Raw genomic sequence first — 24,136 nt, forward strand, 5'->3', positions numbered from 1 at the left:
CGCCGGTACGGCGTCACACCGCGACGTAGCGCAGGAAGACGAATCCGTCCTCGTCCGTCACGACCCCGGCGAGGGAGAACCGGCGGTCGGACTCCGCGCCGCCCTGAGCGATCCGCCCCGCTTCTCCGGCCACGAACCGGGGTGCCAGGGTGAGGCAGACCTCGTCGACCAGCCCCGCCTCGAGCAGCGCGCCGAAGAGGTGCGGTCCGCCCTCGCACAGCACCTGGGTCCAGCCCCGACGCGCGAACAACTCGAGCATCGCCGCGAGATCGACCGATTCCTCTCCGCAGGCGAGCACCTCCGCCACCTCCGTGAAGCGGCCGCCGCGGGCGTCGGCCGCGGCATCCGTCGTCACGATCAGCGGGCGCCCTACCGCCGCGGCGAACACGGAGTCGCCGGGCTCGAGATGCAGGCCGCCACTCACCACGGCGAGCCCCGGCTGATCTGCGAGACCGTGAGCGCGCCGCCACTCGACATGGTCGGCGTCGACGTGCAGTCCGCCGTAGCCCTCGGCACGCACGGTGCCGGCGCCGACCACCACGACGTCGGCCATCGCGCGCAGCACCTGCATGAGCGTGCGGTCGGTCTCGCCGCCGAGGGCGCCGCTCTGCCCCCCGAGCGTGACGGCGCCGTCGGCGCTCGAGACGAAGTTCATGCGCACCCGTGGCTCGCTCCGACCGGGCAGGTCGTATGCGTCGAAGAGCTCCTGCCGAGTCGGCATCAGACGTTCCCTTCCGCGCGGGTGTTGTGCAGCTCGAACACCGGATCGCGCCAGCCGAGGATCGCCTCCACCATGCGCATGGCGTCGACCGTCTCGCGAACGTTGTGCGCGCGCACGATGCGCGCGCCCTGCAGCACGCAGAACACGGCGGCCGCCAACGATCCCGAGAGGCGGTCGCCGCGCTCGCGGTCGAGCGTCTCGCCGACGAAGTCCTTGTTCGAGAGTGCGACCAGAAGCGGCGCGCCGAGCGGTGCCAGTTCGCTCAGCCGGCGGGTGAGCTCCAGCGTCTGCCGTGTGCTCTTGTTGAGGTCGTGCCCGGGGTCGAGCACGATTCGAGCGTCCGGCACGCCGCGGTCTCGGGCGAACTCCCGCCGAGCGGCGAGGAACGCGGCGACGTCGCCGACCACGTCCGTGTACCGCGGACGCGGATGCGAGGTCCGAGGCGCCGCGAGGCTGTGGGCGATGACGACCCCGGCGCCGCCCTGCGCGACGACATCGGCCATCGCGGGGTCGTGAAGGCCGGTCGTGTCGTTGATGATCGCGGCGCCCGCCTCGATGGCCGCGCGCGCCACCTCCGGATGGAACGTGTCGACGCTGACCCGCGCGAGCGGCGCCAACTCGCGCACAACGGGCACGACGCGCGCGATCTCCTCCTCGACGGGCACCGGCGGTCCCGGCGCGAACTTCACTCCGCCGACGTCGACGATCTCGGCGCCCGCCGCCACGGCCGCGACGCCGGCGGCCACCGCGGCGTCGAGCGCGAACGTGGCACCGCGGTCATAGAACGAGTCGGGCGTGCGGTTCACGATCGCCATGACAGCGACATGCCGCGAGATGTCGAGGGGTCCGCCGGGAAGGTCGAGCACCCCCGCGATCTGTTCAGCGGATATATCGGAAGCGAGGGTCACGGCAGCAGGCTATCCAGCGGCACGCCCTCGTCCCGCAGGCGCTCCGCGTCGAGCCGCTCCCCCGACCTGATCAAGGCCTGGACGGTCTCGTTGACATCCCACACGTTGACGTTCATTCCCGCGACCACGCGGCCCGTGCCGGTCGGGGTGAGCGCGTCGACCCAGAAGGCGATGAATTCACGGGCGTCGAGATCGCCGCGGACGACGAGCTCGGCATCCGCCATCAGCGGCGGGTAGCCCGACAGCTCCATGCCGAGATCGAACTGGTCGGTGTAGAAGTACGGAATGTCGTCGAAGGATGCCGGCATGCCGAGCATCGATCGCGCCGCGACCTTTCCCGCGCCCTGCGCGTTGGCCCAGTGCTCGCTGCGCAGGTGTCGCTGCAGGACCGGATGGAACGGATTGGCGACGTCCCCCGCGGCGTACACGTCGGGCGCGCTGGTGCGCAGCGCCGCATCGGTGAGGACCCCGTTCAGGATGTCGAGGCCCGCGCTCTCGGCCAGCCTCGTGTCGGGTGCGGCGCCGACGCCGACCAGCACGAGATCGGCGGGGAGGCTCTCGCCATCGACGACGACCCCTTCCGCACGGTCGGAACCGGCGATCCGCTCGACCGCGACCGAGGTGCGCAGATCGACGCCGTGCTCGAGATGCAGGGAACGGAACACCTCGCCCATGTCGGCGCCGAGTGCGGTGGCCAGGGGCACGTCTTCGCGCGCGAGGATGGCGACCTCGTTGCCGAACCCGCGCGCGGTGGCGGCGACCTCCATGCCGATCCAGCCGCCCCCGATCACCACGAGCCGCTGCCCGCCGCCGCGCAGCCGCGCAGCGAGCGCGTCCGAGTTCTCGAGGCGGCGGAGCGTCATGACGCCGGGAAGCTGAGACCCGGGCAGCCCGATCGTGCGCGGGGTGGCGCCGGTCGCCAGCAGCACCGCGTCGTACTGCAGCCGTCGGCCGTCATCCAATTCGACCGCGTGGGCTGAGGGGTCCAGCCGCGTCGCCTCGACGCCTGTGATGAGACGGATGCCGCGCTCGGCATACCACTCCGCGGGGTGCAGGATGACGGCATCCAGCCCCTCGTTCCCCGCCAGATACCCCTTCGACAGCGGGGGTCGCTGATAGGGCGGGTGCGGCTCGGCGGCCACGAGGGTGATGTCACCGTCGAAGCCCTCCTCGCGGAGAGCCTCGGCTGCCGTACCGCCGGCGAGGCCTCCCCCGATGATCAGCATGTGGCTCATGACGGCTCCTCTCGTCGACGTGCAGGCGTCAGCCGGGGCGCGCGACGGGCCGTCGTCATCTCGATCCGTCGCGCCACAGCGCACGGCTCGCCTGGCTCTGACGCTACCCTTCCTCGCCCCCGCAGTGGCCGCTCCAGGTGGGAGAACCGCCCCAGCGAGGTGTGAACGATTTTCGGGCCGCGGCACCGATATCCAGACGCCGCATGGGTTCCGCCGACATAATGAGGGCATGACCGCACCGCGCATCCTCGTCGTGGACGACGAACCGAACATTCGCGATCTGCTGATCACGAGCCTGCGATTCGCCGGATTCCAGGTACGGGCCGTCTCCAACGGCGCTCAGACGATCTCGGCCGTCCTCGAAGAGGAGCCGGACCTCATCATCCTCGACGTGATGCTGCCCGACATGAACGGGTTCAGCGTCACCAAGCGCCTCCGCGGCGCCGGCTACACCGCGCCGATCCTCTTCCTCACCGCGAAGGACGAGACAGAAGACAAGATCACCGGCCTCAACGCCGGTGGCGACGACTACGTCACCAAGCCCTTCAGCCTCGACGAGATCGTCGCCCGCATCCAGGCCATCCTGCGCCGCACGATGCAGGCCGACGAGGAGTCCGTCATCCGTGCCGGTGAGATCACGATGGACCAGGACACGCATGACGTCCAGGTCGGCGACGCGTCGATCGACCTCAGCCCGACCGAGTTCAAGCTGCTGCGCTACCTCATGCTCAACCCCAACCGCGTGCTGTCGAAGGCGCAGATCCTCGACCATGTGTGGGAGTACGACTTCAACGGCGACGCCGGCATCGTCGAGAGCTACATCTCGTACCTCCGCCGCAAGATCGATCCCCACTCGACCGAGCCGCTCATCCAGACCAAGCGCGGCTTCGGCTACATGCTGAAGGCCGGCAAGACCGCGTAGCGCGGCTCGAGCGAGGGGGACGATCTGGCGCAGAAGCCCGACGCGATCACCCGGTGGTGGCGCGGCACGAGTCTGCGCGCGAAGGTCACCGGGGTCACTGTCGCGCTCCTCGCGGTCGGCCTCATCGCGGCGGGCGTCGGCACGGCGGCGTTCCTGCGCAACTCCCTCGTCGACGGCGTCGACGCCCAGGTCGACGCGCTTGCGCGGACGGATGCCGCGAGCCCGCTGCTCGATCTGAGCGCCAACGCGGGCATTCTCGAGGCCGACCCCATCAGCAATGCTCCGTCGACGGACTACTTCGTCGCGGTGTACGAGCCGGCGCACGGCACTCTCCTGGAGACGGCCGGCGGACGAGGCGGTCCGGAGCCCGCCTTCCCCGACGAATTCCCGCTCGACGCCGCGCAGTCGCAGGAACTCCAGATCGAGACCCTCTCCTCGGCCGACGGCGACGCCGAGTTCCGTGCCACCGTCACGGTACAGGAACTGGCCAACACGGGCCTGCTCTACTCGCAGATGGTCGCTGTGCCGCTGGCCACCGTGAACCGGACGATCGCGTCGTACATCGGCATCTACAGCATCCTCGCGATCCTGATCCTCGTGGGCGGCGCGGTCGCCACCCGCTACCTCGTCACCCTCACCTTCCGGAGCCTCGGACAGGTCGAATCGACCGCCGACGCGATCGCCGCCGGAGACTTCAGTCTGCGCATGACCGACATCGAGCCCACCACCACCGAGGTCGGGCGCCTGAAGACGGCGATCAACGCGATGCTCGACCGTGTCGACGCCGCCATCTCGCAGCGCGATGCGACCGTGCGACAGATGCGGCGGTTCATCGGCGATGCCAGCCACGAGCTGCGCACCCCGCTCGTCACGGTCCGCGGCTACGCCGAGCTCTACCGCATGGGCGCCGTGCGCGGCGACGAGGACGTCGCGCAGTCCATGGAGCGCATCGAGAAGGAAGCCATCCGCATGGGTCTTCTCGTCGAGGACCTGCTCGCCCTCGCCCGCCTCGACGAACGCCGCGACGTCGTCATCGGCCCTGTGGATCTGCGCCCCGTCGCACGGGATGCGGCGCTCGATGTGCGCGCCGCCGCCCCGGCACGACCGGTCACCGTCATCGACACCACGATCGAGGAGTCCGCCCCGCCGGCCGAAACGGAGGCCACCGTCTCGCCCGACGACAAGCGGCGTGCCGGCAGCCCGTCCGCGATCTCGCGGGCCGGGGCGACGCTGTCGCTGCTGCGACGGCGCCCCAAGCCGGTGCCTGCGACAGGCGCGGCCGCGTCCGCCATGCCGCCCCTGCTTCCGCAAGCCGACGACGCCCTCCCGGTCGACGGGCTGCTGCCGGTCGTGCTCGGCGACGAGAACCGCATCCGCCAGGTCGTGGCGAATCTGCTGGGCAACGCGCGTCGCTTCACCGCCGAGGACTCGCCCATCGAGCTCCGCGTCGGCGTCGATGCCCGCGCCCGCATGGGCTGGATCGAGATCGTCGACCACGGCGAGGGGGTGCCCGACCAGATCAAGGACAAGATCTTCCAGCGCTTCTGGCGGGCCGACACCTCCCGCACGCGCGAGACGGGCGGCTCGGGACTCGGCCTGTCCATCGTGGCGTCGATCGTCGAGGCGCTGCACGGCTCGGTCGACGTCGTCGACACGCCGGGCGGTGGCGCGACGTTCCGCGTCGCCTTCCCGCTGGCTGATGCCCGCGCCGCTGCGGAGCACATCGACATTCTGACGCAGCCGATGCCGCGCCTGGCCGACGCCTCCGAGTGACGACTCTCCTCCCCAGCCGACGCCTCTGCCGCACCGTCCACAGATGACGACGGATGCCGCGTCCCGCGCCGTGCGGGCGCTTAGCGTTGCGGTCACCGCGGTTTCGGCATCCGGCCGCCGCACGTTGATCAGGAGCCCCGAATGGCCGTCTTCACCGTCGACAGCGACAGCATCCTCACTTCGACCGCCACCGTGCGCGGCACGATCGACCGGCTGCAGGCGGAGTCGAACGCGATGCTCGCCCAGCTGACGCAGCTGCAGTCCTCGTGGTCGGGCTCGGCGGCGGTGGCGTTCGCGGGGGTTGTGGAGCAATGGCGCGGGACGCAGCGCCAGGTCGAGGAGTCGCTGGCGAACATCAACGCGTCTCTCGCCGCCGCCGGCCGGCAGTACGCCGACACCGAGCTGGCGACCACCAGTCTCTTCCGCTGATCCCCCCGGAGCCAGACGCAGAACGGCCCCTCCGCGAGGAGGGGCCGTTCTGTGAACGCGTTATGCGACGGGCTGGATCAGAAGTCCATGCCACCGGTCGGGTCGCCGGCCGGAGCCGAGACCTTCTCGGGCTTGTCGGCGACGACGGCCTCGGTCGTGAGGAAGAGGCCGGCGATCGACGCGGCGTTCTGCAGCGCCGAACGGGTCACCTTGGCGGGATCGATGATGCCCTGCGCGAACAGGTCACCGTACTCGCCCGTGGCGGCGTTGAGGCCGTGGCCCGCGGGGAGCTCCGACACCTTGTTCGCCACGACGCCCGGCTCGAGACCGGCGTTGAGGGCGATCTGCTTCAGCGGAGCCTCGATCGCGACGCGCACGATGTTGGCACCGGTCGCCTCGTCACCGGTCAGCTCGAGCCCGTCGAGGGCCTTCTTGCCGGCCTGGATCAGCGCGACGCCACCACCGGGGACGATGCCCTCCTCGACGGCCGCCTTCGCGTTGCGAACGGCGTCCTCGATGCGGTGCTTGCGCTCCTTGAGCTCGACCTCGGTCGCCGCGCCGGCCTTGATGACGGCGACGCCACCGGCGAGCTTGGCGAGGCGCTCCTGGAGCTTCTCGCGGTCGTAGTCGCTGTCGGTGTTGTCGATCTCGCGGCGGATCTGGGTCACGCGACCCTCGATCGCAGAGGCGTCGCCGACGCCCTCGATGATCGTGGTCTCGTCCTTGGTGACGATGACCTTGCGCGCGCGGCCGAGCAGGTCGAGGGTGGCGTTCTCGAGCTTGAGACCGACCTCCTCGGTGATGACCTGCGCACCGGTGAGGATCGCGATGTCCTGCAGCTGCGCCTTGCGGCGGTCGCCGAAGCCGGGAGCCTTGACGGCGACCGACTTGAAGATGCCGCGGATCTTGTTGAGCACCAGGGTCGCGAGAGCCTCACCCTCGACGTCCTCGGCGATGATGACGAGCTCCTTGCCGTCCTGGATCACCTTGTCGACGACGGGCAGAAGGTCCTTGATGTTCGAGATCTTCTGGTTCGCGATGAGGATGTACGGGTCCTCGAAGACCGCCTCCTGGCGCTCCGGGTCCGTGACGAAGTACGGGTTGATGTAGCCCTTGTCGAAGCGCATGCCCTCGGTGAGCTCGAGCTCGGTGCCGAAGGTCTGCGACTCCTCGACGGTGACGACGCCTTCCTTGCCCACCTTGTCGATGGCCTCGGCGATCAGCGCGCCGATCTCGGGGTCAGCGGCCGAGATCGAAGCCGTGGCGGCGATCTGCTCCTTGGACTCGACCTCCTTGGCGGACTCGAGCAGCTCGGCCGTGATGGCGGCGACGGCCTTCTCGATGCCCTTCTTGAGCGAGATGGGGTCGGCGCCGGCTGCGACGTTGCGCAGGCCCTCGCGGACGAGCGCCTGGGCGAGGACGGTCGCGGTGGTCGTGCCGTCACCGGCGACGTCGTCGGTCTTCTTGGCGACCTCCTTGACGAGCTCCGCGCCGATCTTCTCGTACGGGTCGTCGAGCTCGATCTCCTTGGCGATCGAGACGCCGTCGTTCGTGATCGTGGGGGCGCCCCACTTCTTCTCAAGCACGACGTTGCGACCGCGCGGGCCGAGCGTCACCTTGACGGCGTCGGCCAGGATGTTGAGGCCGCGCTCGAGACCACGGCGGGCCTCCTCGTCGAAAGCGATGATCTTTGCCATGTTGTGTGTCGTCCCTCCGGAACGTTGGCTTTGGGTATTAGCACTCAACAATCACGAGTGCTAACTCATTCTGGCACTCGGCCCTATCGAGTGCAAGCCGCGAGGACGGATGTCGCAACACGAAGAGACGGGGAGCCTTTCGGCATCCCCGTCTCTTCATCACGTTCAGCGCAAAGCGTTGCGTCGGTCGTTCAGACGACGCGCACGGCCTCCGCCTGGGGGCCCTTCTGCCCGGACCCGACCGTGAACTCCACGGTCTGCCCCTCTTCGAGCACGCGGAAGCCCGTCATGTCGATGTTCGAGTAGTGGACGAAGACGTCCTGGCCGTCGGCGACGGTGATGAAGCCGAATCCCTTCTCGGCGTTGAACCATTTGACGGTGCCCTGGGTCATGCGAATCTCCTGTAGCCGGCGGTGCAGGGCTTCATCGTATGCAGGCGAAAACGCGGCCTCGGCGCGATTCGTCACTTGTTGACACGCAGGAATAGAAGTGTTTACCGGCGCGAAACACGCCACTTCGCCGGGTCAGGGAGTGGGTGCGGGCGTCTGGCCGGCGGCGGTGCGGTCGAGGCCGATCACCACGGTGAGCTGAGGGACCTCGGGCGAGGTCGCGGGGTACGCATCGCTCTGCTCGATCTCGGCGCCGCCGATGACGCCGGCGAGACCGGCCGCCGCCGCTTGGTCCGCCGGGTCGACATAGAAGACCGTGGTCGTCGGGAAGTCCTGCGAGCCGGCTTCACCCGCCGTCACCTTCTCATCCGCCCATCCGGCCGCGACGACGACGTCCTTCATCTGGGTGGCGAGCAGATCCTCGGGGGTCGCGTTCAGGATCATGACGTCGTAGTCCAGGTCGATGACGGGCGTGACCTCGGGCTCGGGCGCCACCGTGGGAGCGGGCGTCGGCACCAGTTCGATCCGGCCGGACGCCAGCAGCGTGCCGAAGATCCCGACGATGATGAGCACGACCGTGGCCAGTGCGGCCCACAGCAGCACGACCCAGCCGCGCATGCGCGGGTTCTCCGCCCGATGGGCGCCGACGCGGTCCGTCTCCGGCACATCGTCGAAACGATCCCGGGGGAAGCTGGTGGTCGGCACCCGTCGATGCTACCCGGCCCATGCTGGGCGTCTTGCGCGCGACAGCCCGTCCGCGCCCGAACCGATCGTCAGCGCGCGTCGGCGGAGCGTGCGGCGCGCTCGTGCAGCCGCGCGTCGCGCAGCCGACGCAGCCGCTTCACGAGCATCGGATCGTGCTCCTGCGCCTCGGTCGTGTCGATGAGCCGCCCGAGCAGCTGGTAGTACCGCGCCGGCGACATCCCCAGCTCGGCGCGGATCGCCTCCTCCTTGGCCCCCGCGTGCCGTCGCCACTCGACCTCGAAGTCGAGGAGGGCGCGGTCGCGGTCGGTCAGAGGCACGCGTCCACGCTAGCCCGCGGCATCCGTCCATCCGGGGCGCCACGCGCGCCAGTGCACGAACCCGCCGAGCGGATCCACCGCGGCCAGCGGTTCGCCGTCGCGGCCGAGCACGAAGCCGCCCCAGGCGCCGGGATCGACGGCCGCATTCCACTGCTCGTGAAGACCGGGCGGATCGATCGTGATCCACACGGCGCGCCGCTCAGAATGGCCGAGCTTCTGCACGGCGTCGATGACGCGCTCACGCCCGGCGCGCGGGATGTGCGGGAGCACCCCCGGCGTGGTCACGACGAGCGTCGCGCCGTCCGGCGCCATCGCGGCGACGGAGCGGAGGACGTCGGGGTCGGACGCATCGCCGGCCACCAGCAGCGGCGGGTCGGCGGCCACGATGTCGAGGGCGGCGCCGATCCGCTCGGCGCGGCCGCCCTCCCCCGGCCACACGAGGCTCGTGAGGAAGCGCCGGTCGCCGGCGTCTGCGGCGTCGAGCGGGTGGAGGTCGATCCCGGCGCGCCACACGACCTGCGGCATCCCGAGCGGCGGCTCGCCGGTGACGTCGCAGTCCAGCATCACGGTCGATCGCCCGCCGGCCGGGTCGAGCGCCGTCACGCCCTCGCGGCCGCGGTAGCGGTACGAGTAGCGGTCCGGGTACAGGCAGAGCCCGGCGCTCGCGCCGACCTCGAGGAGGGCGATCGGCCCCGGCACGGTCGCGAGGGCCGGCAGGAGCGCCGCGCATCGCTGCGGCTCGTTGGTCTGCAGGCGGCGGACGGATGCCTCGGCCACGGCCTCGTCCGCGTGCGCGTGGAGCCATGCGGCCCATGTCGCGAACCCCTCCTCGGGCGCCCCGAGCATGCGCGTGACGGCGAAGACGAGGGGCGGCTGCCGCCGCGTGGCCGGAATCCGAGCGACGATCGCGGCGATGTCCGGATCGGCGGCGACACCGCGAGCCCAGTCCGCATAGAGGTCGGAGCGCCCGGGCGCCTCGTCGCGCGCGAAGCGCCCGTACCGCTCCGCGACCGCCGCGGTCTCGGCATCCGGCTCCTCGATCATTCCGCCATCCTCCCCCACGGTCCGCTCTTCGGCGTTCGGGGCGCCCGGCGAACGTTCGGGGCGCACGCGACGCGCCCCGAACGTTCCCGGCGCGCCCCGAACCCGCACCGACGACCCGCTGCCCCACCCGCTGAGGTTGAATGGAACCTGAAGAGCACGGGCCCGGATGCTCTGCCCAGGAGGAGACCATGACCTACGCCGTCGACAAGAGCGACGCCCAGTGGCGCGAAGACCTGTCCGCCGAGCAGTACGCGGTGCTGCGGGAAGCGGGCACCGAACGGCCGTGGACCGGCGAGCTGCTCGACGAGAGCCGCGCCGGTCTGTACACGTGCGCGGCGTGCGGCGCCGAGCTGTTCCAGAGCGGCACCAAGTTCGACTCGCACTGCGGGTGGCCGAGCTTCTACGAGTCCATCCGGCCCGAAGCGGTCGAGCTGATCGAAGACGACAGCCACGGGATGGTCCGCACCGAGGTCCGCTGTGCGAACTGCGGCTCGCACCTCGGCCACGTGTTCCCCGACGGCTTCGGCACCCCGACCGGCGACCGCTACTGCATGAACTCGATCTCGCTGCAGTTCACGCCGGGCGACGAGTCCGGCGCCGCCTGATGCCCGGAGCCCTGGAGGCCGCGCTCGCGCGGCGATCGTGGTCCAAGGTCACCGACGAGGCGCCGACGCACGATGAGCTGCTGGCGCTCGTGGCGGCCGCGGGGCGGGTCGCCGATCACTCGTCGCTTCAGCCCTGGCGGTTGATCGAGCTGCGCGGCGACGATCGCGAGCGGCTCGGCCGCGCGATCAACAAGGCGCAGGGCGACAAGGGCGTCTCGTCGAAGCCGTTGCGCGCGCCGCTGCTCATCGCCGTCGTCGCGAGCTATCGCAAGAGTCACAAGGTGCCGCGCTGGGAGCAGGAGGCCGTCGCCTCGGGTGTCGCCCACCTGCTCAGCCTGCTGCTGGACGAGGCCGGCTGGGGCGTCATCTGGCGCACCGGCCACTACACGCGCGCGAAGGCCGTCGCCAAAGCGCATGGCCTCAGGAAGAACGAGGAGCTCCTCGGCTGGCTGTACGTCGGCGGCAAGCCGCCGCGGTCTCGTCCGGAACGACGCAAGGCGGTCGACGCCCGAGGGCTCGTCAGCCGGATGCCCTGACGCGCCGGACGACCCCACTGACACGGATGCCGCGACCCGGCCCGTCACCTCGATGAAGGCGACGGGCCGGCCGGACGGGTCTCAAGCGGCGAGCTGAGCGTGGAGCCGCTCCACGTGACCGTTCGGGTCGACGTGGTACTCGGCGGACTCCACCGTGCCGTCGGGCGCCAGGACGAACGTCGAGCGGATGAGTCCCACGCGCTCCTCGCCGCGTACGACCTTGGTACCCCAGGCACCCCACGCCTCGGCGACCGAGTGGTCTTCGTCCGACAGCAGCGGGAACTGCAGCTGCTCGGCCTGCGCCCACTCCGCGAGACGCTCCACCGAGTCGGGCGAGATGCCGACGACCGCGGCGCCCGCGGCCTGGAGCGAGGCGAGGTTGTCGCGGAAGTCGCAGGCCTCGGTCGTGCAGCCGGGGGTGAACGCGGCCGGGTAGAAGTACACGATCAGGCGGCGGCCGGCGAAGTCCTCCGGCCGGACCACGGCGCCCGTGGCATCGGCGAGGGCGAAACCGGGGTTCTTGTCGCCTTCGCTCAGGCGGATGTCGTCAGCCATGTGGTGCGTCCCTTCGGGGTTCGGTGGTGCGGCGTCTGTCACGAGGTCGGGTGTACCCCGAACGCGATCGCCAGCTTCTCGATCTTCTGCGCGCGGCCGAGTCGCGGCAAATCGCTGCCGTCGCGGACCACACGGCCACGGCTCTCGAAATCGGCCAGGAAGTCCAGCGCCCACTCCACCTCACTCGGTGCGGGGCAGATCACCTCGTTGATGACGGGCGCCTGTTCGGCTGCGAGGCACAGCTTGCCGGTCATGCCCATCGACACGGTGATCGCGGAGTGCTCGCGCAGCGTCGGCATGCTGTTGCCCACCGTCGGGCCGTCGATCGGGCCCGGGAGGTCGCCGACGCGGCTCGCGACGACCAGGCGCGCCCGCGGGTACGCCATGGCCTCGGCATCAGCGCTCATGCCGGTGTCGCGACGGAAATCGCCGCTGCCGAACGCGAGACGGAAGGCGCCGCGCGCGCGGGCGATGTGGGCCGCGTCCTCCATGCCGAGCGCCGACTCGATGAGGGCGACCACCGGCACGCTGGCGCGCAGGCGGTCGAACGAGCTCGTCACCTGGTCGGGCGACTCGGTCTTGGCGAGCATGATGCCGAGCAGCCCCGGTACGCCGACGAGCGCGGCGAGGTCGTCGGCCCAGAACGGGCTGGCCGCGTCGTTCACACGCACCCACGCCCGGCCTCCGGCGGTGAGCCAGTCGACGACGTCCTGCCGCGCCTGCGGCTTGTTGCGGGGGTCGACCGCGTCCTCGATGTCGAGCACCACGGCGTCGGCCCGGGAGGCCGCCATGTCGCCGAACGACTCGGGGCGCGTTCCGGGCACGAGCAGCCAGGAGCGGGCGATCGACGGATCGACGGCGCGGTGGCGCGCAGGGCGGGCGGAGATCAGGGTGCGCAGATCCTCCTCGGGATCGAGGACCTCTGCACCGTTGCCGTAGGGATCTGCCGACATCTCACTCTTCTTCCGGAATTCGGGTCTGGGGCGACCGCGAGCCGTCGGGCGCGGCACTCGCATCGCACTGCGGGCGACCGCGATCACGCGGCTTCACGCCCGCCGGCGGCCGACCTGCGGGCGGGGTGCGCGCGCCGTCGAGCCGACGTGGAGCGCGACGCCGCCCCTGCGGATGACGCCCGGGGCCGGCGATCGCGCCGACATCCATTCCACCACCTTCTCGCGCCGGCGGCGCACCGGCCGGCGGTCGCCGCGTCGGAGCGCGGGTCGTATGCCTCGTCGGCGGGCAGGAGGACCGGCACGCGGTGTCAGCGCCGGCGGCGCGGCATCCGTCTCCAGGGCACGACCGCCACGACCACCGAGAGGATCGCGAGCGCCGACATCAGCAGCGACGCCGCCGGGGCGGGGGCCCCCACCGCAGGCCAGATCGCGTCGATGATGACGGAGGTCACCACCTGCCCGACGACAGTACCCAGTCCCAGCAGCAGCACTCCGGTGTGGGGCACGAGCGCCGCCGCCAGGAAGATGTACGCCACCCCGATCACACCGCCGAGGTAGAGCCAGGGGTCGGACGGGTACGACGTCGGCGGGCCGGCGACCGCGGTGTGGATGAGCTCGGCGACCCCGAGGACGGCCGTGCCGCCGATGAAGTTCACGAGGGTCGCGGTCAGCGGCGTGCCGACGCGCTGACGCAGCCGACCGTTGACGGCGGACTGCCAGGCGATGCCGGCGCCTACCAGGAAGGGCAGCACGACCAGCACCGGCGGGGCATGGATGCCACCTGCCAGCGATACTCCGGCGGCCAGCAGCGCCAGGGCACCGCCGGCCAGTCGCGCCGGGGTCACCGCCACGACGCCCGCCGGGCCGAAGCCCGAACGGTCCAGCAGCAGGCCGCTCACGGTCTGCCCGGCGACGACTCCCACCGTGAACAGCGCGACGCCGATGATGCCGACCGCGAGCGATTGCGTCGCCACCGAGAGCGCGCCGGCGACGCCGCCGCCCAGCATCCAGATCGGGATGCCGCCGCTGCGCACGCCGCCGACCAGCGCGACGAAGCCCCGCCGTCCCTGCGGCAGGGCCGCCGACAGCACGATGAGCACGATCAGGCCCGAGCCGAACGAGATCACGGCGGCTGCGAAGCCGTCGTCGATGCGGACGCCCAGCTGGCCGTTGATGCGCGCCTGCACCGCGGTCAGCACCCCGATGAGCGCGGCGCCGCCCAGGCCCATCCAGACGGGCAGGCGGGATGCGGTCACCCGATCCATCTTGCCTGCCCGCGAGCGGCACCGATGACGACCACGCCTGCGGCGGAGCCGGCGACGTCGGGCACGATGCGTGTCGACGCCGAGATTCGACGACGCGCGCGGAAGTGGAGCCGACTACGGGACTTGAACCCGTAACCCCCGTATTACAAGTACGGTGCGCTACCAATTGCGCCAAGTCGGCAGAGCGCCCAGTCTAGCGGCGCCCGGGCGGGCACCCGATCAGGGAGCCGGAGTCGGCGTCGGGGTCGGGGTGGCCTTGTAGTAGGCGTCGCTCGCGACCGTGAGGACGAACTGTGCGAACTCCTTGGGGTCGTCCAGCTTGCCCACGTACTGGGTGCCGTTCACGAGCACCATCGGCGTGCCGGTGAGGGCGGCGCCGTCGGTGCCGGGAAGCTCCTGCAGCGCCCGGTCGGTCGCCGTCTTCGCCCACGACGCGTAGGACTGCTCCTCGATGCACGCGCGCACGACCTTGGGGCCGTCGAGACCCGTGGCGATCGCCATGGCGGCGAGCTCGCTGTCGCTGTAGCCGTCCGAGTCGACCTCGGGCTGCTGACGCAGCAGCGCGTCGTTGAACGCGAAGAAGTAGTCCGGCGCATGCTGGGCGACGCAGGCGGCCGCACCGGCGGCGCGCAGCGAGTACTTGGTGCCGTTCGACTTCGCCGTCAGCATCGCGACCGGGTAGTAGGTCAGGGTCGCGGCGTCGTCGTCGACCCACTCCGACAGCTGCTTCATGTTGGCCAGCTGGAATTCGCGCGAGCCCGTGGAGAGGTAGTCGACGTACACCCGGATCTCGACCGCGGGCGCCTCCGTGGGGGTCGCGGTGGGTGTCGGCTCCGGCTCGGGGGTGGGGGTGGCCGTGCTGGCCTCCCCCTCGGGAGACCCGTTGACGTCCGCACCCTCGGAGCCCACGCCACCGCCCGTGACGTCACTCACCACGAAGCCGTCGTTCACGACGTTCGCAGGGCTCATCATGGGCTTCGATGCACTGGACGAGACCGTCCACGTCACCACGACCGCGATGACGGCCACGAAGGCGATGGCGACGACCGCGAGCGACGTCCGCCGGATGACGCGAGCCCGAGACTGCCGCGCCTTCACCTGCTGCGCCTTCTCACGCACGGCGTCGCGGCGCTCGCTGGACGCGGCGTTCTGTGACTCGTCGCTCGACATGGGACCTCTCGGTGCGGAAATGTGGCCGGTATCCGGCGGGGGCCGGACGGGAAAGCGGCCGTCCACGATGCTAGCCAGCCACCCTGGGAAATGCCCAGACGCAACCTCCGCACGCGCCGTGTCATACTGTTCGTGCGCCCGATGACGGGCGTGCGGGAATGCCCCCGCTCATTCCATCACTACGGATCGTCCGGCACGTACCTGCCGGTGAAGGAGAAGAGAACATGGCGTCCGTCACGTTTGACAACGCAACTCGCCTGTACCCCGGGGGCACGCGCCCCGCTGTGGACAAGCTCAACCTCGAGGTCGCCGATGGCGAGTTCCTGGTTCTCGTCGGCCCGTCGGGCTGCGGAAAGTCCACGTCGCTGCGCATGCTGGCCGGCCTCGAAGAGGTCAACTCGGGCCGCATCCTGATCGGCGACCGTGACGTCACCGACGTCCCCCCGAAGGACCGCGACATCGCGATGGTCTTCCAGAACTACGCGCTGTACCCGCACATGACGGTCGCCGAGAACATGGGCTTCGCGCTCAAGATCGCCGGCGTCGGCAAGGAGGAGCGCGCAGCCCGCGTCCTCGAGGCCGCCAAGCTCCTCGACCTCGAGGAGTACCTGACCCGCAAGCCGAAGGCCCTCTCGGGTGGTCAGCGTCAGCGCGTCGCCATGGGCCGCGCCATCGTCCGCCAGCCGCAGGTGTTCCTCATGGACGAGCCGCTGTCGAACCTCGACGCCAAGCTCCGCGTGCAGACCCGCACCCAGATCGCGTCGCTCCAGCGTCGCCTGGGCGTCACCACGGTCTACGTCACCCACGACCAGACCGAGGCCCTCACCATGGGCGACCGCATCGCGGTCCTCAAGGACGGCCTCCTGCAGCAGGTCGGCACCCCGCGCGACCTGTACGAGAAGCCGAACAACGTGTTCGTCGCCGGCTTCATCGGCTCGCCTGCCATGAACCTGTTCCCGGCGCACCTCGCCGAGGGCGGCGTCCAGTTCGGCGACACCGTCGTCGGCATCGAGGCCGACACGCTCGGCAAGGCGCACGGCTCCGACGTCACCATCGGCGTCCGCCCCGAGGACATCCAGGTCGCCCCCGCGGACGGCAAGGGCCTCACGGTCACGGTCGACCTCGTCGAGGAGCTCGGCGCCGACGGCTACCTGTACGGGCACACCGACGTCAACGGCAAGCGCACCGACATCGTCGCGCGCGTCGACGGCCGCCGTCACCCCATCGCGGGCGACCAGGTCGCGCTGGCTCCGGTCCCCGGACACGTCCACGTGTTCGACATCGAGTCGGGCGAGCGCCTCACCGACAGGGCGATCGCTGCGGCGTAACACCGTTTCGCATCGCGACGGCGCGGGTGGGAGAGATTCCCCCGCGCCGTCGCTTTCTTTTCAGGAGGGGACGTGCCTGACGCCCTGAGCATCACCGCCAGCAGTGTGGACCCGGGATTGCTGACGCTGCCCTGGTCGACACCGCTGGGCGACTGGCCGTCGCAGCACATCGTCTTCCTCCCCAAGGGCCTGTCACGCCACCTGGTGCGCTTCGCCAACCTCTCCGGCCGGGTGGTGGCCATCAAGGAGACGACGCAGGCGATGGCGCAGCGCGAGTACGACATGCTCGGCAACCTCGCCCGCCTCGACGTTCCCTGCGTCGCACGGGTCGCCGTGATCGCCGGACGGACGGATGCCGCGGGTGAGCCGCTGCCCGCCGCCCTGGTCACCGCCCACCTGAAGTTCTCGCTCCCCTACCGCGCCCTGTTCACCCAGGTGCTGCGCCCCGACACCGCCACCCGCCTGGTGGATGCGCTCGCACTGCTGCTGGTGCGCCTGCACAACGTCGGGTTCTTCTGGGGCGACGTGTCGCTGTCGAACACGCTGTTCCGCCGCGATGCCGGCGCCTTCGCGGCGTACCTGGTCGACGCCGAGACCGGCGAGCTGCACGAGAGCGGTCTGACCCCGGGCCAGCGCGCACACGACCTCGATATCGCCCGCACCAACATCGCCGGAGAGATCATGGACCTCGAGGCGGGCGGCCGCCTCGAGGGCGGCGTCGACGCCATCGCGGTGGCGGACGGGATCGTGTCGTCGTACCACGCACTGTGGGCGGCGCTCACCGACGAAGAGAGCTTCCGCGCCGACGAGTCCTGGCGCCTGACCGAACGGGTGCAGCGCCTCAACGAGCTGGGGTTCGACATCGGCGAGATGTCGATCCAGGCCACGGCTGACGGCGCCCGGGTGTCGATCCAGCCGAAGGTCGTGGACGCGGGTCACCATCAGCGCCGCCTGCTGCGCCTGACCGGCCTCGACGTCGAGGAGAACCAGGCCCGGCGCCTGCTCAACGACCTCGACGAGTTCCGCGCGCGCATCTCCCGCCTGGGTGACGACGAAGAGATGGTCGCGCACGAGTGGCTCACCCGCGTGTTCGAGCCGGTTGTCAAGGCGGTCCCGTGGGATCTGCGGTCCAAGCTCGAGCCCGCCGAGGTCTTCCACCAGCTGCTCGAGCACCGCTGGTACCTGTCGCAGGCGAAGGGGAAGTCGGTCCCGCTCGCGGAGTCGCTGACGAGTTACATCGACAACGTGCTGCGACACCGCCGCGATGAGGCGACGCTGATGGGGCCCCCGACCGAGACGGTGTCGCTCTCGATCATCACGTCCCCGAATCCGGTGATCGACGACGACGAGGACGACATCGACTGGCGCGACCTCGTATAGCCACGGGGTCTGGCCCAGCACCGTCGCCGGGACGCGCGAAAGGGCATGTTCCCGCACGCCACGCGTGCGGGAACATGCCCTTCGGCGATTGCGGGTCAGTACCCGACGGTGAAACGCTTGCGCGGGTGCTGCGGGTTCTCGATCTCGTCGACGATCGCCACCGCGAGGTCTTCACCCGAGATGTACGACTCGCCCTCGGCGTCGGTCACGATGACGTCGCCGCCGGTGCGGTACGAGCCGGTACGCTCACCCGGCTTGAACGCGCCGAACCCGCCGGCGGGGTGGATGTAGAACCAGTCGAGCGAGTCCGGGCCCGCCTGGAGGTCTTCCAGGATGCCGATCGCCTCGAGCGCCTCCGGCTTGTAGTCCTCGCTGAACGAGGGCAGGTCCACGACCCGCTGCCCGTCCTCGGTGACGAGGCTGCCGCCGGCGCCGCCGATGACCCCCAGCCGGACGCCTTCGGGCAGAAGCGAGGCGAGCGCGGCGATGTTCGGGCGCACGAGCCCGAGCATGTCGCCGCGGGGCGCCACCGCCGACACGACGACGTCGACCCCTTCGATCTGGGCGAGCAGATCGGGCACGTCGGTGAGCGAGCCCTCGATGTAGACGGCGCCGGGCTGACGCTCGCTCGGGACGCGGCGCGCGATGGACAGGACGCTGTGCCCGCGGCTCACCGCCTCGGCGACGATGTGGCGGCCGGCGTAGCCGGAGCCTCCGATGACGGCGATGCGTGCCATGTTCTGCCTTTCGATCTGTCGTGCCGGCGAACGCTCGCCGGCCCTGCGTGAGACAAGCGGGCCCGCCGGCGCTTCATTCCCGTGAATGCGTCACGCGGCGACTCATTCGGGCGGAGCGGTGCGGAGTGTGGCGACCTGGTAGAGAGCGACGGATGCCGCGATGCCGGCGTTGAGCGACTCGGTGCTCGACGAGATCGGGATCGAGACGATCTGGTCGCAGGTCTCGGTCACCAGTCGCGAGAGGCCCTTGCCCTCGGAGCCGACGACGATCACCACGGGACGGTCGGCGAGCTGCAGCTCGGGGAGGGAGACATCTCCCCCGCCGTCCAGGCCGAGCACGAAGACGCCCTGCTTCTTGAAGTCCTTGAGCATCGCGGTCAGGTTCGCCGCGATCGCGACGGGGATGCGCGCGGCCGCGCCGGCGCTCGTCTTCCACGCCGCCGAGTTGACGCTCGCCGAACGGCGCTGCGGCACGATGACGGCGTGGCCGCCGAACGCGGCCGTCGAGCGGAGGATGGCGCCGAGGTTGCGCGGGTCGGTGATGCCGTCGAGGGCGACGAAGAGCGGTGTCTGGCCGCGGTCGATCACCTGCTCCAGCAGATCCTGCGGGTGCGCGTACTCGTACGGCGGCACCTTCAGCGCGACGCCCTGGTGCACGCCGTCGAAGCCCGCCATGCGGTCGAGCTCCGGTCGCGTCACCTCGAGCACGGGGATCTCGCGGTGCGTCGCGATCGACAGCATCTCCTTGACGCGGTCGTCCATCTCGACGCGCTGCGCGATGTAGAAGGCGGTCGCGGGGATCTTCGCACGCAGCGCCTCGAGCACCGAGTTGCGACCCGTGACGGTCTCGGTGTCGTCGTCCTTCTTGCCGGGGCGCGGCGAACGCGGTGCCGACTGGCCGGGCTGGGCCTTGCCACCCGCAGCCGCGTAGCGCTCGGCGGCCGCCTTGCGCTTGCCGGCGGGGTGCCAGGCGCGGTCCTCCGCCTTGGGGGTCGGCCCGCGGCCGGCGAGCGACCGCTTATTCTTGCCTCCGGTCCCCTTGGTGGGGCCCTTCTTGTTGCCCTTGCTCGCGCCGGGGCGTCCTGCCTTGGCCATCAGTTCTCCTTCACGCGGGGCGCCGCCCCGTCAGTTGCTCTCCGCGGAACGAGGGGTGTCGGCGACACTCCAGTGCGTCCCGTCGGGTCCGTCTTCGAGGGCGATGCCGGCCGCCGCGATCGCGTCGCGGATGCGGTCGGCGGCCGCCCAGTCCTTCGCTGCGCGCGCATCGGCACGCTGCGCGATCATCGTCTGCACCAGGGCGTCGAGCGCGCGGGTCTGGTCGGAGGCATCCGTCGAACGCCAGTGCGGGTCGAGCGGGTCGATGCCGAGCACACCCGTCATCACCGCGACGTCGGCGAAGGCGCGCAGCGCGCCGTCGCGGTCGCCGGCGTCGAGCGCCGTGTTGCCCTCGCGCACGGTCTCGTGCAGCACGGCGAGCGCCTGCGGCACGCCGAGGTCGTCGTCGAGAGCGGCGGCGAAGGCGGTCGGCACGGTGGCGGTGACGCGCACGTCGTCCGCGCCGCGGAGCGCCCGGACGGCGCGCTCGAGGAAGGTGCGGATGCGGTCGACCGCCGCTTCCGCCTCGTCGAAGGTCGTCGTGGTGATGTCGAGGCTCGAACGGTAGTGGGCCGCGGCGAGTGCGTAGCGCACCACCAGCGGGTCGCGCTCACGGAGCACGTCCTCGGCGAGGATGAAGTTGAAGAGCGACTTCGACATCTTCTGCGCACCCACCGTCACGAGGCCGTTGTGCACCCAGTAGCGGGCGAAGCCGTCGCCGGCGGCCGTCGACTGGGCCAGCTCGTTCTCATGGTGCGGAAAGCGCAGGTCCAGCCCGCCGCCGTGGATGTCGAACTCGCTGCCGAGGTAGCGCCGCGACATCGCAGAGCATTCGATGTGCCAGCCGGGGCGCCCGGGTCCCCACGGCGAGTCCCACGTCGCCGACGTCGGCTCCTCGGCCTTGGCGCCCTTCCACAGCGCGAAGTCCCGAGGATCGCGCTTGCCGCGCGGGTCGGCGTCCGCCGCCGGCTCCATGGCGTCGAGGCTCTGCCTCGTGAGCGACCCGTAATCGGCCCACGACCGCACGTCGAAGTACACGTCGCCCGCGGAACCGGTCTCGGCCCCTGAGCCGGTCGAAGCGGCGGGGTATGCGTGCCCTGCGTCGACGAGCCGCGCGATCAGCTCCTGCATCTGCGGGATGGAGGCGGTGGCCCGGGGCTCGTACGTCGGCGGAAGGATGCCGATGGCGCTGTACGCGCGGGTGAACTCGAGCTCCATGCGGTACGCGAGGGCCCACCACGGCTCGCCGTGGGTGGCGTTCGCGAGCACCTTGTCGTCGATGTCGGTGACGTTGCGGACGAACGTGACGCGGCCGTGGCGGTGGGTGAGCCAGCGCCGCAGGATGTCGAAGCTCAGCGCACCGCGAAGGTGCCCGATGTGCGGGCCCGACTGAACAGTCGGACCGCAGACGTAGATGGTGACGTTTCCGGGGTCGAGGGGCACGAAGTCGCGCAGTGTCTGCGTCTTGGTGTCGTACAGCTGAACCGTCACCGCACCAGCCTACCGGCGGTGCCACGGCGGCCCCTGGGAGCCTGGTGGTCATGTCCGCCGGAGGGTGACGATGCGGATATAAACGGAGGATGCATGTGCTCGCCGTCCTCGCCGCCGCCGTGCTGTTCGGCACGACCGGGACGTCCCAGGCGCTCGGTCCCGACGGCACCACGCCGCTCTCGGTCGGCGTCATGCGCATGGTGATCGGCGGCACGGGGCTCGCGGTGATCGCATTCGCCCTCGCGGCCCGTCACGCCCGGCGCCGCCCCGAGGCCGCGCCGAAGACCCTCCGGTCGCTGCGCCTCTCGAACGGAGGCGTGCGCCCGCTCGCCCTGATGGTGCTCACCGGCGTGTGCATCTCGCTCTATCAGCCGCTGTTCTTCCTGGGCACGACGCGCAACGGCGTCGCCGTCGGCACGGTGGTCGCCCTCGGCTCCGCCCCGATCCTGGCGGGTCTTCTGGAGTGGGCGCTGACGCGACGGATGCCGAGCCGCACCTGGATCGGTGCGACCGCCCTCGCGACGCTCGGCGTCGTGCTCCTGGGCTCGGGCGGCGAAGCCGGCGCCGCCGGCGGCACCGATCCGCTCGGACTTCTCGGGTCGGTGGGCGCCGGGGCCTCCTTCGCGGTCATCGCGAACGCGCAGCGCCGTCTGCTCGACGACGGCTGGGACCCTTTCACGGTCGTGGGTGCCATGGGCGCCAGCTCCGCGGTCATCTGCGCCTTGGCGCTGCCCTTCGTCGACCTGGCCTGGCTCGGCACCCCGGCGGGTGTGGTGATGGCGCTGTGGCTGGGGTTCGCGACCATCTCGGTCGCCTACGTGCTCTTCACCTGGGGGCTGAGCGGCTTGACCGCTGCCACGGCTGCGACCCTCACGCTCGGCGAGCCGCTGACGGCCAGCGTGCTGGGCATCGTCGTGCTCGGCGAGCGGCTCTCGGCGCTCGCGATCGTCGGTCTCGTCGTGCTGGCGGCAGGGCTGGCGCTGCTGGCGTGGGGATCCCGCGCGCCGCGCGACCCGGCGCCGTTCGCGGTCGAGGCCTGACGCGCCACGCCGAAACACGCCCGCAATCGACGCGTGGCACACTGGGCGCGTTATGCAGCGCACCATCGAGATCCGCACCGACGACCTGAGCGGCGACGCCACCCGCCGCCTCATCGCCTCGCACCTGGCCGGGATGCACGACACGTCGCCCGCGGAGAGCGTGCACGCCCTCGACGTCGATGCGCTGCGGCATCCGTCCCTCTCGGTGTGGTCGGCGTGGATCGACGGAGAGCTCGCGGGCGTCGGTGCGTTGAAGGCGCTCGACTCCGACCGCGGCGAGATCAAGTCGATGCGCGTCGACGATCGCTTCCGCGGCACCGGCGTCGGCCGCGCGATGCTGCGCCACATCATCGACGAGGCTCGGCTGCGGGGCCTGTCGAGCCTGTGGCTCGAGACCGGCACGACCGAGGACTTCGCACCGGCGCAGCGCCTGTACGCGAGCGAGGGCTTCGCTCTCTGCGGCCCCTTCGAGGACTACGCTCTCGATCCCTTCTCGGTCTTCATGACGCGCGCGCTCTGACGCGCGCTGCGCCCGAGTCCCGGGCCCGGAGCCTCAGGCGGGAACCACCAGGGCGACCGCGAAGGCCGACACGCCCTCGGCGCGTCCGGCGAATCCGAGGCCGTCGGTGGTGGTCGCCGAGACCGTGACGGGCGCGCCTCCGAGGGTGGCCGACAGCACCCGCTCGGCTTCCGCACGGCGCGCCGAGAACCGCGGCCGCTGGGCCTGCACCTGCACCGACACGTTTCCCACGCGCCATCCCGCTTCGCCGAGGAGGGCGACCGTGCGCCCCAGGAAGACGTCCGCGTGCGCGCCGGCGTATTCCGGGTGATCGGTGCCGAAGTGCGTGCCGATGTCGCCCAGGCCTGCGGCAGAGAGCAGCGCGTCCACGATCGCGTGCGCCACGGCGTCCCCGTCGGAGTGGCCCGACAGTGGCGTCTCTCCGGGCCATTCGAGGCCCGCGAGCCACAGCGTGCCGTCGCCGCCGAAGGCGTGCACGTCCGTGCCCACGCCCACGCGGGGAACGACCGGGCCGTGCTCGAGATGCGCAGGAGCGCGGGGAACGGCCGCGGTGATCAGGTGTCGGGCACGGTCGAGGTCGGCCGCGGTCGTGATCTTGAAGGAGAGCGGATGCCCCGGCACTGCGACGACCGCATGGCCCGCCTCCGCGACCAGGGCGGCGTCGTCGGTGAAGTCGCGACGCGCTGCGGCATATGCCACATCGAGCACGTCACGCCGGAAGCCCTGCGGCGTCTGCGCGGCCGCAAGCTCGGCACGGTCCACCGCCGCCACGATCTCGTCCCCGACGACGCGTTTGACGGTGTCGATGACCGGCAGCACCGGGATCGCACCCGTGGCCCCGGCGTCGATCGCGGCGACGACGCGCTCGAAGACCTCGGCGGGGGTCAGCGCCCGCGCCGCATCGTGCACGAGAACGACCTCGACGTCTGCCCAGAGCGCAGCGAGCCCGGCGGCGACGGAGGCCTGACGGGTCTCACCGCCGGCCACCACCGAGACCAGGTCACGGCGCTCGCCCGCCGCAGCGAGCGCTTCGCTGAGTGCATCGCCCTCGCGCCCGGCGGGGGCAACGATCACCACCTGGGCAGGCGGGGCGGCGAACACGCCCGTCAGCGCGTGACGCAGGATGCTGCTGCCGTCGATGCCGACGAATGCCTTCGGCGCGCCGCCTCCGAGGCGGGTGCCGGAACCGGCGGCGACGACGACCACGCCGATACGCGGCACAGGGGTGATGGTCACCCGTTCACGCTATCGCGATCGGCGGAGGGCATCGCTCCACGCACCGCTCCGCACCTCGCGGGGACCGGGTCGCCGGCGCACACCG

Annotated in this window: 25 protein-coding genes and 1 tRNA gene; 9 read left to right on the forward strand and 17 right to left on the reverse strand. The window is 71.0% G+C overall.

What is annotated here, in order from left to right; genetic code table 11:
- Positions 1 to 13: 13 nt before the first annotated feature.
- The 3 genes from ABG085_RS13365 to ABG085_RS13375 all read right to left on the reverse strand — a co-directional run bounded on the left by ABG085_RS13365 (position 14) and on the right by ABG085_RS13375 (position 2,864).
- On the reverse strand, positions 14 to 721 hold the full coding sequence (locus ABG085_RS13365) for a pyrimidine reductase family protein (RefSeq protein ID WP_347976229.1): 708 nt from the start codon (positions 719 to 721) through the stop codon (positions 14 to 16).
- Entirely contained in the window at positions 721 to 1,536 is an 816-nt protein-coding gene (folP, locus tag ABG085_RS13370; RefSeq protein ID WP_347979195.1) for a dihydropteroate synthase, read from the reverse strand. Before folP ends, ABG085_RS13365 begins: the two co-directional genes overlap by 1 nt.
- An 89-nt stretch (positions 1,537 to 1,625) precedes the next feature.
- A complete protein-coding gene (locus ABG085_RS13375) occupies positions 1,626 to 2,864 on the reverse strand; it encodes an FAD-dependent oxidoreductase (RefSeq protein ID WP_347976230.1) in 1,239 nt (412 codons plus the stop codon).
- Positions 2,865 to 3,093: 229 nt separating this feature from the next.
- On the opposite strand from ABG085_RS13375, the gene ABG085_RS13380 reads away from it, so the two are divergent.
- From ABG085_RS13380 to ABG085_RS13390, 3 genes are all read left to right on the forward strand, one after another.
- Entirely contained in the window at positions 3,094 to 3,786 is a 693-nt protein-coding gene (locus ABG085_RS13380; protein WP_163619645.1) for a response regulator transcription factor, read from the forward strand.
- A gap of 123 nt (positions 3,787 to 3,909) precedes the next feature.
- Positions 3,910 to 5,559 carry a HAMP domain-containing sensor histidine kinase gene (locus ABG085_RS13385; RefSeq protein WP_347979196.1) on the forward strand — a complete coding sequence of 550 codons (1,650 nt, stop codon included), beginning with the start codon at positions 3,910 to 3,912 and terminating at the stop codon, positions 5,557 to 5,559.
- Between the two features lie 141 nt (positions 5,560 to 5,700).
- The gene (locus tag ABG085_RS13390; RefSeq protein WP_163619647.1) at positions 5,701 to 5,988 is read left to right on the forward strand and encodes a WXG100 family type VII secretion target; all 288 of its coding nucleotides are present in this window, start codon (positions 5,701 to 5,703) and stop codon (positions 5,986 to 5,988) included.
- Positions 5,989 to 6,065: 77 nt separating this feature from the next.
- Here ABG085_RS13390 and groL read toward each other — a convergent pair whose 3' ends face one another.
- From groL to ABG085_RS13415, 5 genes are all read right to left on the reverse strand, one after another.
- Positions 6,066 to 7,685 carry a chaperonin GroEL gene (gene groL, locus ABG085_RS13395; RefSeq protein WP_163619649.1) on the reverse strand — a complete coding sequence of 540 codons (1,620 nt, stop codon included), beginning with the start codon at positions 7,683 to 7,685 and terminating at the stop codon, positions 6,066 to 6,068.
- Positions 7,686 to 7,876: 191 nt separating this feature from the next.
- Positions 7,877 to 8,077, reverse strand: coding sequence for a cold shock domain-containing protein (locus tag ABG085_RS13400; RefSeq protein ID WP_109210192.1), 201 nt, complete (start codon positions 8,075 to 8,077; stop codon positions 7,877 to 7,879).
- Positions 8,078 to 8,209: 132 nt separating this feature from the next.
- Positions 8,210 to 8,779 (reverse strand): LytR C-terminal domain-containing protein, encoded by a 570-nt coding sequence (locus ABG085_RS13405; protein WP_347976232.1) that lies wholly within the window; start codon positions 8,777 to 8,779, stop codon positions 8,210 to 8,212.
- A 68-nt stretch (positions 8,780 to 8,847) separates the two neighbouring features.
- Positions 8,848 to 9,096 (reverse strand): DUF3263 domain-containing protein, encoded by a 249-nt coding sequence (locus ABG085_RS13410; RefSeq protein WP_347976233.1) that lies wholly within the window; start codon positions 9,094 to 9,096, stop codon positions 8,848 to 8,850.
- 9 nt (positions 9,097 to 9,105) lie between these two features.
- Positions 9,106 to 10,140 (reverse strand): DUF2332 domain-containing protein, encoded by a 1,035-nt coding sequence (locus ABG085_RS13415; RefSeq protein ID WP_347976234.1) that lies wholly within the window; start codon positions 10,138 to 10,140, stop codon positions 9,106 to 9,108.
- A gap of 188 nt (positions 10,141 to 10,328) precedes the next feature.
- Here ABG085_RS13415 and msrB point away from each other — a divergent pair, with 188 nt between their 5' ends.
- On the forward strand, positions 10,329 to 10,745 hold the full coding sequence (gene msrB, locus ABG085_RS13420; RefSeq protein ID WP_347976235.1) for a peptide-methionine (R)-S-oxide reductase MsrB: 417 nt from the start codon (positions 10,329 to 10,331) through the stop codon (positions 10,743 to 10,745).
- Positions 10,745 to 11,281 (forward strand): nitroreductase family protein, encoded by a 537-nt coding sequence (locus ABG085_RS13425; protein WP_347976236.1) that lies wholly within the window; start codon positions 10,745 to 10,747, stop codon positions 11,279 to 11,281. Before msrB ends, ABG085_RS13425 begins: the two co-directional genes overlap by 1 nt.
- An 81-nt stretch (positions 11,282 to 11,362) precedes the next feature.
- Here ABG085_RS13425 and bcp read toward each other — a convergent pair whose 3' ends face one another.
- The 5 genes from bcp to ABG085_RS13450 all read right to left on the reverse strand — a co-directional run bounded on the left by bcp (position 11,363) and on the right by ABG085_RS13450 (position 15,224).
- Positions 11,363 to 11,836: a thioredoxin-dependent thiol peroxidase gene (gene bcp, locus ABG085_RS13430; RefSeq protein ID WP_347976237.1), complete on the reverse strand. Its 474-nt coding sequence runs from the start codon at positions 11,834 to 11,836 to the stop codon at positions 11,363 to 11,365.
- A gap of 38 nt (positions 11,837 to 11,874) precedes the next feature.
- On the reverse strand, positions 11,875 to 12,789 hold the full coding sequence (locus tag ABG085_RS13435; RefSeq protein WP_347976238.1) for a CoA ester lyase: 915 nt from the start codon (positions 12,787 to 12,789) through the stop codon (positions 11,875 to 11,877).
- A 308-nt stretch (positions 12,790 to 13,097) separates the two neighbouring features.
- On the reverse strand, positions 13,098 to 14,018 hold the full coding sequence (locus tag ABG085_RS13440; RefSeq protein ID WP_347979197.1) for a DMT family transporter: 921 nt from the start codon (positions 14,016 to 14,018) through the stop codon (positions 13,098 to 13,100).
- 141 nt (positions 14,019 to 14,159) lie between these two features.
- Positions 14,160 to 14,235, reverse strand: a tRNA-Thr gene (locus ABG085_RS13445).
- Positions 14,236 to 14,273: 38 nt separating this feature from the next.
- On the reverse strand, positions 14,274 to 15,224 hold the full coding sequence (locus ABG085_RS13450) for a thioredoxin domain-containing protein (RefSeq protein WP_347976239.1): 951 nt from the start codon (positions 15,222 to 15,224) through the stop codon (positions 14,274 to 14,276).
- Between the two features lie 224 nt (positions 15,225 to 15,448).
- Between ABG085_RS13450 and ugpC the strand changes: the two genes are divergently transcribed.
- The gene (ugpC, locus tag ABG085_RS13455; protein WP_163619668.1) at positions 15,449 to 16,552 is read left to right on the forward strand and encodes a sn-glycerol-3-phosphate ABC transporter ATP-binding protein UgpC; all 1,104 of its coding nucleotides are present in this window, start codon (positions 15,449 to 15,451) and stop codon (positions 16,550 to 16,552) included.
- A 72-nt stretch (positions 16,553 to 16,624) separates the two neighbouring features.
- Positions 16,625 to 17,932 (forward strand): DUF4032 domain-containing protein, encoded by a 1,308-nt coding sequence (locus ABG085_RS13460; protein ID WP_347976240.1) that lies wholly within the window; start codon positions 16,625 to 16,627, stop codon positions 17,930 to 17,932.
- A 95-nt stretch (positions 17,933 to 18,027) separates the two neighbouring features.
- Here ABG085_RS13460 and ABG085_RS13465 read toward each other — a convergent pair whose 3' ends face one another.
- From ABG085_RS13465 to cysS, 3 genes are all read right to left on the reverse strand, one after another.
- Positions 18,028 to 18,669 carry an NAD(P)H-binding protein gene (locus ABG085_RS13465; protein ID WP_347976241.1) on the reverse strand — a complete coding sequence of 214 codons (642 nt, stop codon included), beginning with the start codon at positions 18,667 to 18,669 and terminating at the stop codon, positions 18,028 to 18,030.
- 102 nt (positions 18,670 to 18,771) lie between these two features.
- The gene (gene rlmB / locus ABG085_RS13470) at positions 18,772 to 19,764 is read right to left on the reverse strand and encodes a 23S rRNA (guanosine(2251)-2'-O)-methyltransferase RlmB (protein WP_163619674.1); all 993 of its coding nucleotides are present in this window, start codon (positions 19,762 to 19,764) and stop codon (positions 18,772 to 18,774) included.
- A gap of 30 nt (positions 19,765 to 19,794) precedes the next feature.
- A complete protein-coding gene (gene cysS, locus ABG085_RS13475; protein WP_347976242.1) occupies positions 19,795 to 21,255 on the reverse strand; it encodes a cysteine--tRNA ligase in 1,461 nt (486 codons plus the stop codon).
- 89 nt (positions 21,256 to 21,344) lie between these two features.
- Here cysS and ABG085_RS13480 point away from each other — a divergent pair, with 89 nt between their 5' ends.
- Together ABG085_RS13480 and ABG085_RS13485 are read left to right on the forward strand one after the other, a co-directional pair.
- Entirely contained in the window at positions 21,345 to 22,295 is a 951-nt protein-coding gene (locus ABG085_RS13480) for an EamA family transporter (RefSeq protein ID WP_347976243.1), read from the forward strand.
- A gap of 52 nt (positions 22,296 to 22,347) precedes the next feature.
- Positions 22,348 to 22,815 (forward strand): GNAT family N-acetyltransferase, encoded by a 468-nt coding sequence (locus tag ABG085_RS13485; protein ID WP_347976244.1) that lies wholly within the window; start codon positions 22,348 to 22,350, stop codon positions 22,813 to 22,815.
- Positions 22,816 to 22,848: 33 nt separating this feature from the next.
- On the opposite strand, the gene ispD is transcribed toward ABG085_RS13485, so the two are convergent.
- Positions 22,849 to 24,051, reverse strand: a complete 1,203-nt coding sequence (gene ispD, locus ABG085_RS13490) for a 2-C-methyl-D-erythritol 4-phosphate cytidylyltransferase (protein ID WP_347976245.1) — start codon at positions 24,049 to 24,051, stop codon at positions 22,849 to 22,851.
- Positions 24,052 to 24,136: the final 85 nt, after the last annotated feature.

This window comes from Microbacterium sp. ProA8, from assembly GCF_039905635.1.
GTDB classification, from domain to species: Bacteria; Actinomycetota; Actinomycetes; order Actinomycetales; family Microbacteriaceae; genus Microbacterium; species Microbacterium chionoecetis.

Bases quoted from the DNA above. Each gene is read 5' to 3' on its own strand.
- ABG085_RS13365 (WP_347976229.1), bottom strand. From the start codon at position 721: ATGCCGACTCGGCAGGAGCTCTTCGACGCATACGACCTGCCCGGTCGG.
- folP (WP_347979195.1), bottom strand. From the start codon at position 1,536: ATGGCGATCGTGAACCGCACGCCCGACTCGTTCTATGACCGCGGTGCC.
- ABG085_RS13375 (WP_347976230.1), bottom strand. From the start codon at position 2,864: ATGAGCCACATGCTGATCATCGGGGGAGGCCTCGCCGGCGGTACGGCA.
- ABG085_RS13380 (WP_163619645.1), top strand. From the start codon at position 3,094: ATGACCGCACCGCGCATCCTCGTCGTGGACGACGAACCGAACATTCGC.
- ABG085_RS13390 (WP_163619647.1), top strand. From the start codon at position 5,701: ATGGCCGTCTTCACCGTCGACAGCGACAGCATCCTCACTTCGACCGCC.
- groL (WP_163619649.1), bottom strand. From the start codon at position 7,685: ATGGCAAAGATCATCGCTTTCGACGAGGAGGCCCGCCGTGGTCTCGAG.
- ABG085_RS13400 (WP_109210192.1), bottom strand. From the start codon at position 8,077: ATGACCCAGGGCACCGTCAAATGGTTCAACGCCGAGAAGGGATTCGGC.
- ABG085_RS13415 (WP_347976234.1), bottom strand. From the start codon at position 10,140: ATGATCGAGGAGCCGGATGCCGAGACCGCGGCGGTCGCGGAGCGGTAC.
- msrB (WP_347976235.1), top strand. From the start codon at position 10,329: ATGACCTACGCCGTCGACAAGAGCGACGCCCAGTGGCGCGAAGACCTG.
- ABG085_RS13425 (WP_347976236.1), top strand. From the start codon at position 10,745: ATGCCCGGAGCCCTGGAGGCCGCGCTCGCGCGGCGATCGTGGTCCAAG.
- bcp (WP_347976237.1), bottom strand. From the start codon at position 11,836: ATGGCTGACGACATCCGCCTGAGCGAAGGCGACAAGAACCCCGGTTTC.
- ABG085_RS13435 (WP_347976238.1), bottom strand. From the start codon at position 12,789: ATGTCGGCAGATCCCTACGGCAACGGTGCAGAGGTCCTCGATCCCGAG.
- ABG085_RS13440 (WP_347979197.1), bottom strand. From the start codon at position 14,018: ATGGGCCTGGGCGGCGCCGCGCTCATCGGGGTGCTGACCGCGGTGCAG.
- ABG085_RS13450 (WP_347976239.1), bottom strand. From the start codon at position 15,224: ATGTCGAGCGACGAGTCACAGAACGCCGCGTCCAGCGAGCGCCGCGAC.
- ugpC (WP_163619668.1), top strand. From the start codon at position 15,449: ATGGCGTCCGTCACGTTTGACAACGCAACTCGCCTGTACCCCGGGGGC.
- ABG085_RS13465 (WP_347976241.1), bottom strand. From the start codon at position 18,669: ATGGCACGCATCGCCGTCATCGGAGGCTCCGGCTACGCCGGCCGCCAC.
- rlmB (WP_163619674.1), bottom strand. From the start codon at position 19,764: ATGGCCAAGGCAGGACGCCCCGGCGCGAGCAAGGGCAACAAGAAGGGC.
- ABG085_RS13480 (WP_347976243.1), top strand. From the start codon at position 21,345: ATGCATGTGCTCGCCGTCCTCGCCGCCGCCGTGCTGTTCGGCACGACC.
- ABG085_RS13485 (WP_347976244.1), top strand. From the start codon at position 22,348: ATGCAGCGCACCATCGAGATCCGCACCGACGACCTGAGCGGCGACGCC.